The organism is Wolbachia endosymbiont of Oedothorax gibbosus (genome assembly GCF_936270145.1).
GTDB lineage: Bacteria > Pseudomonadota > Alphaproteobacteria > Rickettsiales > Anaplasmataceae > Wolbachia.
This window is the reverse complement of sequence record NZ_OW370537.1, coordinates 611,001-627,316: the sequence shown is the minus strand read 5'-3', so window position 1 is coordinate 627,316 and position 16,316 is coordinate 611,001. Positions and strand designations below refer to the sequence as shown.

Here is a 16,316-nt window from a genome sequence, read left to right as displayed (position 1 = left end):
ATTCAAATTCTCCCTTGTCAATTTGACGTTTTTTGCTGTCTTAAACAGCGCGTTTCAGCTTATATAGGTAAAAACCCAGAAATTTTTAAAGACATGCGATGCACGTAGTGCGAAAAATTAAACATGAGACGCCAAATACATTAAGTTTTTTGTCATTAATCCACTGCAGAGATTGCGAAGATAAATAAATAGCTTCAGTTTCATGATAAGGAGGCTGGCAGAGTTTGTAAAGCAATTTTTTCGTTTCTACTGAATGACAATTGTGGCTTGGGAGGTAGTGTAAGAAGTCTATTGTATTACTGAATTATTAATAATCCAGTAATAGTGCCTGCTATGTAGCTAAAATTTTCCTTTAACTTAAGCTATATGTAGCTAAAATAACTTGGGTTTACCGACAACCGTCATCCCGCCGCTTGTTAGCGGGATACCGCGGCGGTATGACCCTGACTTGCATTAGCCATGTATAATAAAGGGAATCTATGACGAAAGAATCATTGATAAAAACTGATGTAGTGAAAGTTGAAGACAAAAAAGCGATAAGAAGCTTTTTTAAAATACTAGGTGGAGTAGCAGATGCTGTAAGATCGTGGATTGGTAACATCAGTCCTGATTTAAGCAACAGTCGCGATATCGATAGTTTAGTCTTGAAGATGAATGAGTGCTTAAATCCAAAGGGAGGGGAGGTTTCAGCACGTAAAAATGCTGTATCTCTTGGTAATTTGTACTTAAGCTTATCAGAGGAAGGTAAAATAAAGTTTCTGCAAACCCTGGCAGAAAAATTTAATCCGAATAAAACGGAAATAGATGAGAAAATTAAAGAATATGAGGAGAGTCAGAATCCTGAGTTAAACTATAAATTTGAACAAGATTTGATAAAAATCCTTGAATCGCCACGTTCTAAAATACTGAAACAGTTTATTTCTTTACCAGAAGGCCTCAAATTTATTGTTGATATGCGTTCTGATGTGCTTAAGCTAAAGAACCAATATAGAAGCTTGAATCCACTAGAAAACGAGTTAAAAAATATACTCTGTAATTGGGTTGATGTTGATCTGTTGGATCTTCGTCAAATCACCTGGGATTCACCTGCATCATTGCTAGAAAAACTTATAAAATATGAAGCTGTGCATAAAATTTCCTCTTGGGGCGACCTAAAAAACAGACTAGACTCTGATCGTCTCTGTTTTGCTTTTTTTCATTAGACTTCTTTCAAAATTCATGAAAGGAGCTCTCTATTGTGAATAGAGGCAATCAAATTAAATCTTAAGCCAAAACGTTTTCGTCGATTTCTATATCTGTCAGAAATGATTTTAAACCTTTTCAATAAGCCGATTACGTTTTCAACTACCACTCTTCGTATAGAGAGAGATCTATTTTCTGCTTTTTTCTCCTTTGATAAAGGATTCTTTTTTGATCTTCTATGTGGTAATTCAACATTTTTATGTATCTTTTGCATTCCTCTGTAACCAGAATCAGCTAGGATCTTAGTTTGCGGTAATATTGCTATCTTTGATTCTCTAAACATCCGAAAATCATGTTTTCTACCATTGGAGAAAGATGTACATACGACCTTTTTACTCTTCTTCTCTGTTACTATTTGTGTTTTTATAGTATGCCTTTTTTTCTTTCCAGAGTAAAAGCGCTTTTGCTTTTTTTTGGCCTTTCTACTGCTGTTTCAGTTCCATCTATTACCAAAACTTCGTATTCTACATTACTATTTAATAGATCTTTTTTTCCTGGTAATGCAAAATCTGGATGTTTTATTAATGTGTCTTCTACCCACCTTATTATTTTAAAACAGTTGCTTTCACTCATGCCATAACTTTGTCCTATATGAAAATATGTACGATATTCTCTCATATATTCCAGTGCCATAAGTAATCTATCTTCTATACAAAGTTTGCTTTTTCTTCCACTTCTAGCTTTTTTCCTTTTATCCTCCTCATCTAGAATTTCTACCATTCTCTTAAATGTTGATTTTTTTACCCCCGTTAAACGTCGAAACTTTTCTCCTTCTAACTTTTCTATTTCCTTATATTTCATGCTTCCAAATACTTGATCTTACTCTCTCTCCCTCAATTTTGAAAGAAGTCTATTACAAAATACCAAACGAACCTCTAATTTTTGTAGAGGTTGCATTGGTGGATAAGATTGCAGATAGTATTCAACACCTTTTAGATGAGTCGGTACCTTCAAATGATCCAAGTAGTGCGAGCACTGCTATATTCTATTCAATATCAAATACTCAAGCAGGGTTATCTGGAATCAGCCTTGGTAATTTTTTGATCAAAAGGGTTGTAGAAAAGCTATCACAGGAGTTTAAAAGTATAAAAACATACGCAACTCTTTCTCCAATACCTGGCTTTACGAAATGGCTGAAAAACCAAGATATCACTTTATTGAACAAACTAAATATAAAACAATCTAGTGCAGAAATTTTAGAAAGTGCAAAAACTAACATTGAATGTACAAATGAAACTAAACAATGCATGCTTAAACTATGTGCATATTATTTACTAAAAGTAAATAATAGCAATGGAAATGCTTATGACCAGGTGGCGCATTTCCATTTAAGCAATGGTGCATCGATAAAACAATTAGACTGGATGGCGGATACTTCTGAAAAAGGTATTAGTCAGTCGGCTGGAATGATGGTAAATTATCTGTATGAGTTGCCTAAAATAGATAATAATCATGAAAACTATATGGTTAATAAAGTGATTTCTCACTCAAAAAAAGTGTCGTCTATGTTGAAGGAGTAATAGAAGATGCATAAATATGTTGAAAATTTCCTAATGTTTATGTATATAATGTTAGATAATCTTGTGAGGGAAAGCGTATGACTAGTGAAATTTTGAAAAAACTTCAAGGTATAAAGGAAAGATTAGACAAATCGATACAGGATAAGTCAGTAATAAAATCGTCTATGCATGATAACCTGGTTGAAGATATTAAAGAAAGTCTGGAGCTAATTAGAAAGGGTCAAGATCAAAAAGAAGAAATAATAAAAGAGCTTAAGGATATCTACAAAAGGTTTAAAGGAGTATATGAAATTATTCAAAGTGATTGTTGGGATAGCTTGAAACACTCTTTAGCTAACAATGAGCCTTTGAGTGACAAGTATAATATTGAAGTAGCTTATAAAAACTTAAGCGCAGTGGTAGAAGTTTTGAAGCTATTTTATAATGACGATTTGTGTAAACCAATTATTGATAGTGATAAAGATGTATCACTTAGTAATATTACATCACTTCAGAAGAAAATGAAAGAAGAGCTAGAAAAAATGCAACAGCAGCAATCGCCACAAAGTGCAACGAATTACAGTCAAGGTAAGGCAATAAAACAAAAAATACAAGATATAGTAACAAATAAAAAACTACAGGATGTCCTTATGGATCCTGAAGAAATAAAGCTAATTAATGATTATGTTGATAATATCAAGCAAAATGGAACAGGCCAAGGCTTGGAAAAAGAGGAATTAGATGAATTGAAAGCTATTTATAAAGGGCTTCATGCAATATTTACTAACATTTCTATTGATTGGGATAACAACAAGAATAACTTGAATAACGAACAAATTAATGTAAATCATGAAAACTTAGAATTAATTTTTAAAATAGTAACTTTAATCAAAGAATTAGATGAAAAATTGTCTGATAAAATTATCAGTGCTGATGAAATCATATCACCTAATGAAATTACATCACTTCAGGAGAAAATGAAAGAAGAGCTAGAAAAAATGCAACAGCAACAAAGTGCAACGAATCAAGGTAATGATGCAAACGAACATCATGACGATGCTAATGAAAACGAATACAGTAAACTAGAGGAAGAAGCTAAAACCAAATTTAGTAAGTACATAGAAAACGATACTATTGATGGAGTATCAATTGGAAAGTATAAGGATGGTGATCTGTGTGCAATAATTAAACTACAAGATAATAATAATGAAAACGCGAGTATTAAAATAAGTGAGTTTTTAAATAGTGAATTCTGCACAGAAAACAACATTGCTGGTTTCTCAATATTAAATGGTAGTCAGAAAGAAGTTATAAAAGGCCATATAGGTGATAAAAGAGTAAGGTACTATGATTTAGGTACTACAGCTCAATATGTAATAAAGTTTCATTGGTATGTAGGTGAAAGAGAATGTAGCATTACATTAGGTGCTAATAACGATGGCAGTATTAAAATAGTGGGTGATAAACCAGCCGATGAAGATTTGGAAAAAAATAAAGATGTAAGGATTGAAGTTAATGACGAGTGCTTGAGTCTTGCTGATGCAGTAAAGAGATGCAAACAGAATAATGATCGGCAGGGGCATGAAGATTCGAGTAAAGTGAGTAGCAAATTTGACCAATCATCAGCTGATCAAGTTTTGCCTCAAGAAAGGATCGCCTCATGATGGAATTAGCGTATTTTTTCTACCACTTTTAGTATTTCTTTGTCTTTTGTAGCTGGTCTTCTGATGTTAACATATTAAATATAAATAATTGCCCTCACAGCACTTAAAATGTAAAATAGTTTAAGTATAGTAGGCCATAAATGAACAACATAAGGAATTTCGCAATAATAGCGCATATAGACCACGGTAAGTCAACGCTTGCTGACCGTTTAATAGAGGAATGTAACGGCCTTGAAGCAAGAGAAATGATCAATCAAATACTCGATTCAATGGATATAGAGCGTGAACGTGGCATTACAATTAAAGCACAGACGGTAAAACTCAATTATACGGCAAACGACGGTAATCAATATTGCCTAAATCTCATGGACACCCCAGGTCACGTTGACTTTTCTTACGAGGTAAGTCGAAGCTTAGCAGCGTGCGAAGGTTCACTTTTAGTGGTGGATAGTAGCCAGGGCGTTGAAGCACAAACCCTTGCAAATGTATATAAAGCTATTGACAACAACCATGAAATAATAGTTGTGCTCAATAAAGTTGATCTTCCTGCTGCAGATCCAGAAAAGGTAAAACTCCAGATTGAGGAAGTAATTGGCATTGACGCAAGTGAGTCAGTTTTAATATCAGCAAAAACTGGACTTGGAATAAAAGATGTACTGGAAGCAATAGTAGCAAAACTTCCAGCTCCTCAAGGTGATGTAAATGCTCCACTGCAAGCAATTTTAGTTGATAGTTGGTATGACCCTTACTTAGGAGTAGTAATTTTAGTGCGAGTTAAAAATGGAGTGCTAAAAAAAGGCATGAGAATTGTTATGATGTCTAATAATGCTACATATCAGATAGACAATATCGGTATTTTCACCCCTAAAAAAGTTATGACGAGTGAGCTTTCAGCGGGTGAAGTTGGTTTTATAACTGCTTCAATGAAGGAAGTAGCAGACTGCAAGGTAGGGGACACTATCACTGAGGAAAAGAGACCTTGTAGTAAAGCACTTCCTGGATTTAAAGAAGTGCATCCTGTGGTATTTTGTAGCATTTTCCCTCACAAAACGGATGATTTTAAATATTTAAGGGAAGCTCTAGAAAAGTTACATTTAAATGATGCAAGTTTTACCTTCGAGGCTGAAACTTCAAATGCACTAGGCTATGGATTTCGTTGTGGATTTTTGGGAATGTTGCATCTTGAAGTTATTCAAGAAAGGCTCGAGAGAGAATTTGATTTAGACTTAACAGCAACTGCACCGAGTGTGATATATAGGGTTACAACACGAAGTGGTGAAGTTTTGAATATTCATAACCCAAGTGATATGCCAGATCCAACGAAAATTGAAATTGTGGAAGAACCATGGATTACCGCAACCATAATGGTCCCTGACCAATACTTGGGAGAGATTCTATCTCTATGTGAAGAAAGAAGGGGAGAACAGGAGGATTTATCTTACATTGGTAACACAACAACAGCATTATTAAGATATAAATTACCACTGTCTGAAGTTGTTTTTGACTTTTATGATCGATTAAAATCAATTTCCAAAGGATATGCAAGTTTGGATTGGGAAATTTCCAGTTATCAGGAAAGCCAAATAGATAAATTAAGCTTTTTAATTAATGGAGAGCCCGTAGATGCACTGGCTTGTATTGTTCATAAAAGTAGGGCAGAAAAAAGGGGGCGTGAAATATGTGCACGCTTGAAGGATCTAATACCACGTCAGCAATACAAAATCGCGATTCAAGCGGCAGTGGGCGGAAAAATTATTGCCAGAGAAACGATTAACCCATATAGAAAAGATGTAACAGCTAAACTCTATGGTGGGGATGTAACGCGAAGAATGAAACTACTTGAAAAGCAAAAGAAAGGTAAAAAAAGGTTACATTCTATAGGGAACGTAAATATTCCACAGAATGCTTTTATTCAAGCTTTGAAGATAAGTGATTGATCTTAAAAGACTTCTTGCATAGTTTTTGCGTGAGAAACGAAAAACTTCCTTCCGCCAGTCCTCTTATCATGATAGTGAAGGTATTCAGTTATCTTCATCTGTGCAGATTAAACAGCAAGAAAACAACGTAGTTGGCGTCTTATTTTTAATTTTTTGCACTATGTGCACCTTATGTCTTCACAACATTTCTGGGTTTTTACCTATATAAGCTGAAACGCAGACAGTAGACTTCTTTCAAAATTGAGGGAGAGAGAGTAAGATCAAGTATTTGGAAGCATGAAATATAAGGAAATAGAAAAGTTAGAAGGAGAAAAGTTTCGACGTTTAACGGGGGTAAAAAAATCAACATTTAAGAGAATGGTAGAAATTCTAGATGAGGAGGATAAAAGGAAAAAAGCTAGAAGTGGAAGAAAAAGCAAACTTTGTATAGAAGATAGATTACTTATGGCACTGGAATATATGAGAGAATATCGTACATATTTTCATATAGGACAAAGTTATGGCATGAGTGAAAGCAACTGTTTTAAAATAATAAGGTGGGTAGAAGACACATTAATAAAACATCCAGATTTTGCATTACCAGGAAAAAAAGATCTATTAAATAGTAATGTAGAATACGAAGTTTTGGTAATAGATGGAACTGAAACAGCAGTAGAAAGGCCAAAAAAAAGCAAAAGCGCTTTTACTCTGGAAAGAAAAAAAGGCATACTATAAAAACACAAATAGTAACAGAGAAGAAGAGTAAAAAGGTCGTATGTACATCTTTCTCCAATGGTAGAAAACATGATTTTCGGATGTTTAGAGAATCAAAGATAGCAATATTACCGCAAACTAAGATCCTAGCTGATTCTGGTTACAGAGGAATGCAAAAGATACATAAAAATGTTGAATTACCACATAGAAGATCAAAAAAGAATCCTTTATCAAAGGAGAAAAAAGCAGAAAATAGATCTCTCTCTATACGAAGAGTGGTAGTTGAAAACGTAATCGGCTTATTGAAAAGGTTTAAAATCATTTCTGACAGATATAGAAATCGACGAAAACGTTTTGGCTTAAGATTTAATTTGATTGCCTCTATTCACAATAGAGAGCTCCTTTCATGAATTTTGAAAGAAGTCTAGTATAGTACGCCAATTTGCAGGATTAGAGAGTGACAACTAGGCTCTGTGGACAAAATTTTAGAGAAGACATACAAGAGCTCCAACAAAATTGAGAAAACCCATAAAAACCTCAGCAGTTTTATCAAATCTGGAAAAAATGCGCCTAAAATTTTTAATTTTACCAAAAAAACACTCAATCAAATGACGTTCTTTGTAGATATGCTCATCGTAATGCCTTTGCACTTTTCGATTCCGTTTTGGTGGAATAACTACTGTACATCCCTTGTCTTCAAGACTTGTAACAAAGGCATTGCTATCGTAGCCCTTGTCAGCTACTACAGTAGAGTTATAGATACTTTCGGTTAACACCTGTGCCTGCGTAATTTCATTTCTTTGACCGGGAGTCAGAGTAAATTTAAGTGGATTTCCAAGTGCATCAACAAGCGCATGTATTTTAGTTCACCTTTGCTCCTTCCTAAAGCTTCTTGATCCTTGGAGTCTTTTGTATATCCAGCTGAACATGGATGGGCTCTGATCGTCGATTATAGCAACTTCTAAATCAGGCTCCTGTTTAGTATATTCAAGCAATTTTTCCCAAACATCTCTTTCACACCATCTTTTAAATCGCTTATGTATACTCCTGTAATTACCATAAGTTTTTGGTAAAAGTCTCCATTGGCAACCACTTCGCACTATGTACCACACTGCCTCTATGAATATTCTTAAACGTTTTTCATCTTTGCTGTGCATTCCTTTTACGCTTTTTATGAACTCTAAAATTTGTTTCCAATTTTCCTCTTTGATGTAATATTGCATATGGTAGTTTCTCCATTTTTGTACACATTAGGCTAAACTACCATCTTTTTCTCTCTTTTCATATTTTTTGTCCACAGAGCCTAGGAATAAATCTGAGATAAATCGAGAAAAAGAACTAAATGCTATTTGCTTAATAAATTCACTGATATTGGTATGGCTAAATTTGAGATAGTTACATGAATTTACCATAAATCACCATCTCATAAAGTGTGATGCAACAAAGCCATCCCAGTGTCAGCTACTTGGATGACATCTTTGTGTTTGAGGCAAAATCGGCTATAACATTTAACACACTGCTTTCGCAAATCAATGTTCGTATAGTTATGTGCTTGACATTGGGATCTAGAAAATCTAGTTAATATATATAGAGAAACCTTAGCTATAGTTTCAAAAGAAGTTAATGCATTTTGCTATATGATCATAGGTCTAACAGGCGGAATTGGGGTAGGAAAGAGCTTTGTAGCTAATTGCTTTCAAGAGTTTGGTGCTGCTGTGTTTGATGCTGATTCTGTTGTACACCAACTTTATAAAGTGGATAAAAACATAATAAGTTATGCAGAAAAAAATTTTCCTGGAGTGGTAGTAAATGGTGAAATAGATAGAACAGTACTGTCTAAATATTTCTTAGCCTATGATGAAAATTGGAAACAATTTCAATCTTTGGTTCACTCTGCTGTGCTGCGTGAATTAGAATTTTTTATTGCCAAGGAAAAAAAGATCGATAGAAAACTTTTAGTTTTAGATGTGCCACTTCTATTAGAAACAAAATTTCATTCATACTGTGACCTTATTGTTTTTGTTCATGCAGATAGCGTTGTGCAAGCTCAAAGACTTAACGAACGTAATATAGATAAAGAAAAGCTAAATTTAATCTTCAATGTTCAGTTATCTATTGAGGAGAAAAGGAAGATGAGTGACTTGACCATCGATGCCAGCGTAAGCAAAGAGTATGTTTTTTCTCAAGTAAAAAAAATAGTGGATTCATTAAACCTAAACACGTAGCTCTACGTCATACCGCCGCGGTATCTCTCGGCCGCTAACAAGCAGCGGAATGACGATTGTCGATAAATCTAAGTTACTTTAGCAACAGTTATTCTCCACCAAATTACTCCGAATTTTAGTTGTATTATTTGCGGATTTCACTGCTGAAATCTCAAATTTTGAGCTTGTGTTCAAAAATGATTCAACTGACCTGCCAAAAAAATCGTATCTCCACCCCTTGAATAGTTTATCTATCTGCCCAGATATTGACCCGGTTAACTCATCTTTTGAAGAAACTAATTTCTTTGATATGTTACTTTCTTTACATTTACTATCTAAAATAATTGAGAGTATATCAAATACAGATTTGTCATAATTACTCGATAAGGTGTTGTTTTGCTGCATCCAATTTCTCTCATTTTCATTAAAAATATTCACAAACTCTAGTAAATCCGCATCTTTTATATTTTTTGTATTCCTCTTGAGATCATCTAAAATCTCATCAACATGCTCTACATTTTTTTCAATAAAATCAGCTATTACAGCATTATTGATTATTTTATTACGGTTCATATTATAGCGCTGTGCTAAGGTTTCTTGCCACTCACTAACTGCTTTAACAGTTAATACCAATCTTGGATTTGCTTCATAATTAAATTTAATTCTCTTCCATGCATTTTTTGGACTATGTAAATACTTATTTATATTAACTATTGATTCCATCTCTTCTTGAAACCAACCCATCCTATTATTTTCTTCAAGTTTATTGCACAATATTTGGTATAGGTCATATAGGTGTACCACGTCGTTTACTGCATAATCTAACTGATCTTCGGACAACGGACGCCTTAACCAATCTGAATTTTTAGCTTTAATTTTATCCAGCACTACTCCTTGATATTGCTCTACTACTTTTGAGTAACCAATAAAGTCATGATAATAATGACAAAACATAGCGGCAACTTGGGTATCAAAAATGGGAGTGGGAATACATTTAAACACAGTGAGTAAGGATTCTATATCCTGCCGGCAGCTATGAAACACTTTAGTTATTTCTTGATTCAGCATTATTTTCTTAATGAATGATAAATCAATTTCTGGCACTAATGCGTCTACAATAAAACTCTTCTCTCCGTAAGAAATTTGAATTAACGATAATTTTGGGTAGTAGGTTAAATTATTTCTAATGAACTCCGTGTCAACTGATATAAATTTCGGCTTTTTTGCTATTAACTCTTCACATATATTCTCCAGTTCTGATGTTGTACTAATTAGCATATATTTTTTATTCAGTGGATTTATTTTATAATTTATATTAAATTTTTGCAATTAATGACTTGTTGCAGGACTTTCTATAGTGTCTCTGTTCCTTTTGTCATACAACAGTGGGTTAGGTGACATCTGGTTTAATAAGTTTTAGAACTCTTTCAGTTTCTTTCTGAAGCTCCCTTCAAACAATATGACTTTCAGGTCGCACCATCTCAATGATATATCTGGACCCACTAGAATCCCTGCAAAGAACATCAACTATACTTTGTCTATCAAAGGCAATTTCAGCATCCATGATAGTGCTGAAAATTCTATTTCTTCTATTTCATCTTTGCCAGTGAAGTCCAATATATCATTGAGAAAGTGAATGAGAATATCTTTATTCTTTTCAGTGCCAAAGATACGCCAGATCATCCTTGGGATCGAGAAATTTAGAAAGAGCCATAGTAAAAATGCTGAAAAAAGATTAATACATAACCATTTGGCTTGACACATATAAACTGTGTCAAGCCACCTTTATTTACTTACTTCTTTTTCCCATTCTCACTTACTTCTTGTGCTTTCGCTCCATCTACTTGAGTACTAGGTAATACTGCATATGTAATACCACCGGCTACAAGTGCGGATGCCACTGCTATACCAACCATTACTAACATCTCTAATCTCACTGTACGTTCAAGTGCAGTAAATGCTACCAACCCAGCAGCAAGACCCATACCAACAGTAGCGGTATACTTCGCTCCATTGCTTTGTTTTGGTTGCTCAGTTGTTTTGTTTTTGGCTTCTAGTGCTTGTTTTTCTTGATCGAATTTAGTTTGTAATTCTGCTTTTTCCTTCTAGGCTTTCTGCTTTTCAGCTTCTAATTCTTCGCCTTTCTTACTTAATTGTTTTTCTAATTCTGTTTTTTGCGTATTAGCTGCACCCAATTGAGTTTGTAAGTCTGTTTTTTCCTTCTCTATCTGCTCAAGTTTATTTACTTTTTCTTGCATTTCATTTGATAGTTCATTTTTAGCTTCAGTTTTTATTGCCTCATCAGCTTTTAGAGCATCTATTGCAGCCGTTTTTGTTGCCTCATCAGCTTTAAGTTCATTTTTAGCTTCAGCTTTTAGCTCTTCAGTTTTCAGCATGTTCACTATCTTAACTGCTGTGTCTTCCATGTCCAAATTTTGTGATCCTGGTATTTGATTTAGTACTTGTTTTATCTTTTCTTTTAGTGACATATTAGACCTCAATATAAATAATATTTAGGCAGTATAATGCCTTTAAAACTTAACGTCAAGTAATATTTTCCATAGTGTGTTATTTTTGTAAAAATTTGGCGTAGCCGTCTTTACTTAATTGTGCTATAGCTAAAGTAATTTAGGTTTACCGATAATCGTCATCCCGCTGCTTGTTAGCGGGATCTATGCTAAGAGATACCGCGAATGAATCGCGGTATGACGCATAAGTGTTGAAAGTGCTATAAGTGGCATTATATAAGGTGGTTAACGGCGTAAATTTCAATGGTAATAAAATAAATTAAAAAAGCGCCTTTTTGCCTGTGGTTAGAAGGTTTAAGCGAATTTTCGACGTGGTTTATCTGCTTTCCCAACAACGAAGGTTGATATCAAGAGGAGATTTACATACCATTAATCACCTTGTGTGATTGCACTTTCAACACTTATGCGGTATGACGGTTAAGTATCCTGCTACGTGTTAGCGGCTGAGATACCGCGAATGAATCGCGGTATGACGGTTCGTGGTGGTATGACGATAACCTCGTCATCCCGCTACTTGTTAGCAGGATCTATGCTAAGAGATACCGCGGCGGTATGACGTAGGGCTGCGCTAGCTATAGTTTAAAGCTTAAAATTGAGAAATATTTATGTTAGAAGAAAAGTACAGCTTTCAAGAAATTGAGAAAAAATACAACATATTGTGGGAAGGCAGTAAAGTTTATAAATGGAATGGTGAAAAGGATAACACTTTCACTATAGACACACCTCCACCGACAATATCGGGAAAACTCCATATTGGCCATATATTCAGCTATTGCCACACAGACTTTATTGCCAGGTTTCAACGCATGCTGGGCAAAGATGTGTTTTATCCAATTGGGTTTGATGATAACGGCCTCCCCACTGAAAGATTGGTTGAACAAACCTATAAAACCCGTGCAAAAGAAGTTGGCAGAGAAAAATTTATAGAGATGTGCCATGAGGTTATTGAGAAATCAAAGCAAGAATTCAAGGAATTATTTAAATCAGTTGGCATTAGTTATGACTGGAATTTGGAATATCACACGATCAGCAAGGAAACTGTGACGCTTTCACAAATGTCATTCATTGATCTATATAATAAAGGGTATGCATATAGAAAAATGCAGCCCATCCTTTGGGACCCGGTTGATAAAACCGCAATTGCGCAAGCAGAAATAGAAGATAAAGTTTTTGAGTCATCCTTAAACACGATAGTTTTCTCTACTGAAGAAAATGAGCAGATCAATATTGCAACTACGCGACCTGAGTTACTTCCCGCATGCGTTGCAGTTTTTTGTCATCCAGAAGATGCACGCTACACTCATCTGATCGGAAAAACAGCCGTGGTGCCAATAGCAGAGGAGAAAGTTCCAATAATAGCTGACGATAAGGTAAAAATAGATAAAGGCACGGGGCTTGTTATGTGTTGTACATTCGGTGATGAGCTCGACATATATTGGCAGCAAAAGCATAATCTGCCGATGAAAATTATCATCAATCAGGATGGGAGGATGAACCTGAATGATGTCATTCAAGTAGCTGACACTGGAATCTATGAAATAAATGGACTAAGGGTTAAAGAAGCAAGAAAGCGGATAATTGAAGTTCTAACTGAAAGAGGACTTTTGATAGAAAGCACTAATATTTCTCATTCTGTTAAGTGCGCAGAAAGATCTGGTGCACCACTTGAGATATTACCTACTTATCAATGGTTTATCAAGACCTTAGAGCAAAAAGCTCAAGTATTAGATAAAGTAAAAGAATGCAACTGGCATCCAGCTACTATGCGTAAACGCATGGAAGTGTGGATAGAAGGGCTAAGTTGGGATTGGTGCATTTCAAGACAGCGCTATTTTGGTGTACCATTTCCAGTATGGTATTCAAAACGTAAGGGAGAAGAAGGTAAAATTATTCTAGCTGAGATAAAGGACCTACCTATAGATCCACTCAAAGATTTGCCAAAAGGGTATAGCAAAGAAGAGATTATCCCAGATCAAGATGTAATGGATACCTGGGCCACAAGTTCAATTACTCCTCAACTAAGTGCACTGGCAGTAAATGGTGAGCTCAGCTTACCAAATCATCGCTATAATACAATATTTCCTGCAGATCTGCGCAGCCAGAGCCATGAGATAATAAGAACTTGGGCTTTTTATACGATTTTGAAAGCGCATTATCATGCAGATTCTTTACCTTGGAAAAACATTATGATCAGCGGTTGGTGTTTAGCCGATGATAAAAAAAAGATGAGTAAATCAAAAGGTAACATCATCACTCCTCATGTAATGCTTGAAACTTATGGAGCTGATGTAGTGCGCTATTGGGCAGCGAACTCAAGACTTGGGGTTGACACAGTCTACTCTGAAAATATCTTTAAAATTGGCAAGCGCCTCATTACAAAACTTTGGAATGCCAGCAAGCTTGTTTCCATGTTCATCGAAAAACATCAAGCATTGAGCATAAATTCTGCTCACGAGACAATGGATAAGTGGATATTGTCTAAGTTATGCAGAGTTATAGAAAAGGCAACGAACAACCTATTGCAGTTTGAATATTGTGAAGCTTTGGGCGTAATAGAGGAATTTTTTTGGAAAGACTTTTGTGATAACTACTTGGAATTAGCAAAAAAGCGCGCATATGGAGATAAAGTAAACAGCGAAGCAAACTTAAGTGCAAAGCAAAGTTTGGCATATGTACTGAATATTATTTTACGGTTATTTGCACCTTTTCTGCCGTACATTACGGAAGAGATATACCACCTGTTATATAGTTATAATTCTGTACACAATCAAAGTAATTGGCCGAGTAAGGAAGAGCTTATCTACGATAAATATTCAGAGGAAATGGGAGATAATGTTATTCAGATATTAAACATTATCAGAAAGATGAAGGCAGATAATAATGTATCAGTTAAGCATCTGATAAAAAAGTTGATGATAAAAGCGAGCGTACAAGAGGATAAGTTGGATCAATCCGCACAGGATGATTTGCAGGCAGTTTGCAATGCGGAAACGATAGAGTGGATGCAGTCTGAGCTTGAAACTGAAGACGAGAAATACATAGTGAATATAGATTTATATTGATTTTTATGTGAAATTAGTTTGACTTCCTTTAATGTGAGCGTTACCATAACGATAGCTTTACTTATGAGGGAACGATAGTGGGAAATCTATATAATAAAGCTAATGCGCCATATCTTATAGCTGGTACTCTTGCTACTTTGGCATTGCTTGCATCTGGGACACTTGCTGTTGCTCCTTATGTTGCATTCTTATCTCCAATTGCAGCCTTTAATGTAGCTCTTCCTGTTGCCTTGAGTTTATCTATACTATCTACTTTGATACTCGCACTTTCATGCAAGATGATTAGCAAGAATAGGAAAATGGAGGCTGAGAGAAATAAATTTGCTGAAAAAGAGCAAGAGTTAAAACAACAATCAGAGAGTAAGGTACAAGAGTTAGAAAGTAAAATAGCTCTGGGAGAAAAAGCTAAAGAAGCTGTAAATAAAGAAGTGAAGAATCAATCAAATAGATTAACTCGAGAAAAGCAAGATTTGGAAAGCGAAATTGCAGGGTTAAATGGTGAGAAAGAACAATTAGAAGCCGTCAATAAAAATACTCTTGATAAGCTGCAGAAGGAAAAAGCTGAGTTAGAGCAAAAGGTGAAAGGTTTAGAAGGTAAAGTTGAACAGTTAGAGAAACAACAAACTGATACACAGAAGAAATTAAATCAGAAAGATCAGGAGTTAGTTGCCAAAGTACGGGAATTAGAGGGTACAAAAGAGAAGTTACGTGATACAGAACAACAATTGAATAAAATAACTCTGGAAAAAGAAGCTGCAAACAAAGAAGTGGAGGAATTAACTCGAGAAAAACAAGATTTGGAAAGCGAAGTTGAAAGGCTAAATGAGGAAATGGAGTGGTCAGAGGAACCGCAAGAAGAACTATATGATGCATCAGAAGGGAAAGGGGGAGATGAAAATAAAAATGAAGAGATGGAAAAAAAAGTAGAAAAAGAAATAGAACATCTGAAGGCAAGCTTCAATATAACAAGTAAAAATGTTGATTTACATAAACAAAACGAAAAGCACTCATCTGAAAATTCTAATATTGATAAATCTCTTTTTGATAAAGCTCTTTTTGATAAATCTCTAAAAGTGGAAGAGAGGTTCGACAAAAGTATTAACAACTGTGAGGAAATGCTAAACACGCTGGAACAAAGTTCATTACAAGAAAAAATAGTACAAGAAATAGTTAATTCACTGGAAATGATAAAGGATACAAGCAGTGAATTGTTAGAATTTGAAGGAGGGTGTGCAAGTCAAAGCTCTTTTTCGAAACCAAAACCACCTTACACATCCACACCAAAAACAAGAGAAACTTTTCACAACAAAAAATCTTCTAATTCATCTATATCTAAAGAAAACTCAGAGCCACAAGATCAAAAAAGTTCTGATGCAAGTTTCAGCAGCTCTCATTCATCGCCTTTGAGAGATTCAACAAATAATTCTATCGCATTTTAACAATGTAAGTGCAGAGACCTCCACAGATAAGAGAATCTTAACAAATAT

The 16,316-nt window shown here is 34.9% G+C and carries 10 protein-coding genes and 5 pseudogenes; 9 read left to right on the top strand and 6 right to left on the bottom strand.

The features are described from left to right. Window positions 1–479: 479 nt before the first annotated feature. Window positions 480–1,199: pseudogene (locus tag NBW37_RS03080) on the top strand (malonyl-CoA decarboxylase domain-containing protein); the annotation flags it as partial. 17 nt (window positions 1,200–1,216) lie between these two features. On the opposite strand, the gene NBW37_RS03075 reads toward NBW37_RS03080, so the two are convergent. After that, window positions 1,217–2,043, bottom strand: a protein-coding gene (locus NBW37_RS03075) for an IS5 family transposase (protein WP_250295841.1) whose coding sequence is annotated in 2 segments (ribosomal slippage) — window positions 1,217–1,656 and window positions 1,656–2,043 — 828 coding nt in all. Because the reading frame shifts where the segments join, the coding sequence is not laid out codon by codon here. Window positions 2,044–2,093: 50 nt separating this feature from the next. On the opposite strand from NBW37_RS03075, the pseudogene NBW37_RS03070 reads away from it, so the two are divergent. The 4 genes and pseudogenes from NBW37_RS03070 to NBW37_RS03055 all read left to right on the top strand — a co-directional run. Continuing rightward, window positions 2,094–2,762, top strand: a pseudogene (locus NBW37_RS03070) (malonyl-CoA decarboxylase domain-containing protein); the annotation flags it as partial. A gap of 77 nt (window positions 2,763–2,839) precedes the next feature. Continuing rightward, window positions 2,840–4,405 carry a hypothetical protein gene (locus tag NBW37_RS03065; RefSeq protein ID WP_250296862.1) on the top strand — a complete coding sequence of 522 codons (1,566 nt, stop codon included), beginning with the start codon at window positions 2,840–2,842 and terminating at the stop codon, window positions 4,403–4,405. 140 nt (window positions 4,406–4,545) lie between these two features. Beyond that, window positions 4,546–6,342, top strand: a complete 1,797-nt coding sequence (gene lepA / locus NBW37_RS03060) for a translation elongation factor 4 (RefSeq protein ID WP_250296861.1) — start codon at window positions 4,546–4,548, stop codon at window positions 6,340–6,342. Window positions 6,343–6,618: 276 nt separating this feature from the next. Beyond that, window positions 6,619–7,445, top strand: a protein-coding gene (locus NBW37_RS03055; protein ID WP_250295841.1) for an IS5 family transposase whose coding sequence is annotated in 2 segments (ribosomal slippage) — window positions 6,619–7,006 and window positions 7,006–7,445 — 828 coding nt in all. Because the reading frame shifts where the segments join, the coding sequence is not laid out codon by codon here. A gap of 75 nt (window positions 7,446–7,520) precedes the next feature. Here the strand turns inward: NBW37_RS03055 and NBW37_RS03050 are convergent. Beyond that, a pseudogene (locus NBW37_RS03050) lies at window positions 7,521–8,258 on the bottom strand (IS5 family transposase). A gap of 79 nt (window positions 8,259–8,337) precedes the next feature. Here NBW37_RS03050 and NBW37_RS07870 point away from each other — a divergent pair. After that, window positions 8,338–8,438: pseudogene (locus NBW37_RS07870) on the top strand (IS5 family transposase); the annotation flags it as partial. A 234-nt stretch (window positions 8,439–8,672) separates the two neighbouring features. Next, window positions 8,673–9,260, top strand: a complete 588-nt coding sequence (coaE, locus tag NBW37_RS03045) for a dephospho-CoA kinase (protein WP_250296860.1) — start codon at window positions 8,673–8,675, stop codon at window positions 9,258–9,260. A 78-nt stretch (window positions 9,261–9,338) separates the two neighbouring features. On the opposite strand, the gene NBW37_RS03040 is transcribed toward coaE, so the two are convergent. The 4 genes and pseudogenes from NBW37_RS03040 to NBW37_RS03025 form a co-directional block, all read right to left on the bottom strand. Further along, window positions 9,339–10,517, bottom strand: a complete 1,179-nt coding sequence (locus NBW37_RS03040; protein ID WP_250296858.1) for a ribonuclease D — start codon at window positions 10,515–10,517, stop codon at window positions 9,339–9,341. 199 nt (window positions 10,518–10,716) lie between these two features. Continuing rightward, window positions 10,717–10,953: pseudogene (locus NBW37_RS03035) on the bottom strand (PD-(D/E)XK nuclease family transposase); the annotation flags it as partial. 79 nt (window positions 10,954–11,032) lie between these two features. Then, window positions 11,033–11,224 (bottom strand): hypothetical protein, encoded by a 192-nt coding sequence (locus NBW37_RS03030; protein ID WP_250296857.1) that lies wholly within the window; start codon window positions 11,222–11,224, stop codon window positions 11,033–11,035. A 120-nt stretch (window positions 11,225–11,344) separates the two neighbouring features. After that, window positions 11,345–11,728, bottom strand: a complete 384-nt coding sequence (locus NBW37_RS03025) for a hypothetical protein (RefSeq protein WP_250296856.1) — start codon at window positions 11,726–11,728, stop codon at window positions 11,345–11,347. Between the two features lie 644 nt (window positions 11,729–12,372). Between NBW37_RS03025 and NBW37_RS03020 the strand changes: the two genes are divergently transcribed. Both NBW37_RS03020 and NBW37_RS03015 read left to right on the top strand, forming a co-directional pair. Beyond that, complete coding sequence (locus NBW37_RS03020) at window positions 12,373–14,829, top strand: valine--tRNA ligase (protein WP_250296854.1); 2,457 nt, start codon at window positions 12,373–12,375, stop codon at window positions 14,827–14,829. A gap of 77 nt (window positions 14,830–14,906) precedes the next feature. Further along, complete coding sequence (locus tag NBW37_RS03015) at window positions 14,907–16,268, top strand: hypothetical protein (protein ID WP_250296853.1); 1,362 nt, start codon at window positions 14,907–14,909, stop codon at window positions 16,266–16,268. The last annotated feature ends 48 nt before the right edge of the window (window positions 16,269–16,316 follow it).

Coding starts and splice junctions, on each gene's coding strand:
- coaE (WP_250296860.1), top strand. CDS start 8,673: ATGATCATAGGTCTAACAGGCGGAATTGGGGTAGGAAAGAGCTTTGTA.
- NBW37_RS03040 (WP_250296858.1), bottom strand. CDS start 10,517: ATGCTAATTAGTACAACATCAGAACTGGAGAATATATGTGAAGAGTTA.
- NBW37_RS03020 (WP_250296854.1), top strand. CDS start 12,373: ATGTTAGAAGAAAAGTACAGCTTTCAAGAAATTGAGAAAAAATACAAC.
- NBW37_RS03025 (WP_250296856.1), bottom strand. CDS start 11,728: ATGTCACTAAAAGAAAAGATAAAACAAGTACTAAATCAAATACCAGGA.
- NBW37_RS03030 (WP_250296857.1), bottom strand. CDS start 11,224: ATGGGTCTTGCTGCTGGGTTGGTAGCATTTACTGCACTTGAACGTACA.
- NBW37_RS03065 (WP_250296862.1), top strand. CDS start 2,840: ATGACTAGTGAAATTTTGAAAAAACTTCAAGGTATAAAGGAAAGATTA.
- lepA (WP_250296861.1), top strand. CDS start 4,546: ATGAACAACATAAGGAATTTCGCAATAATAGCGCATATAGACCACGGT.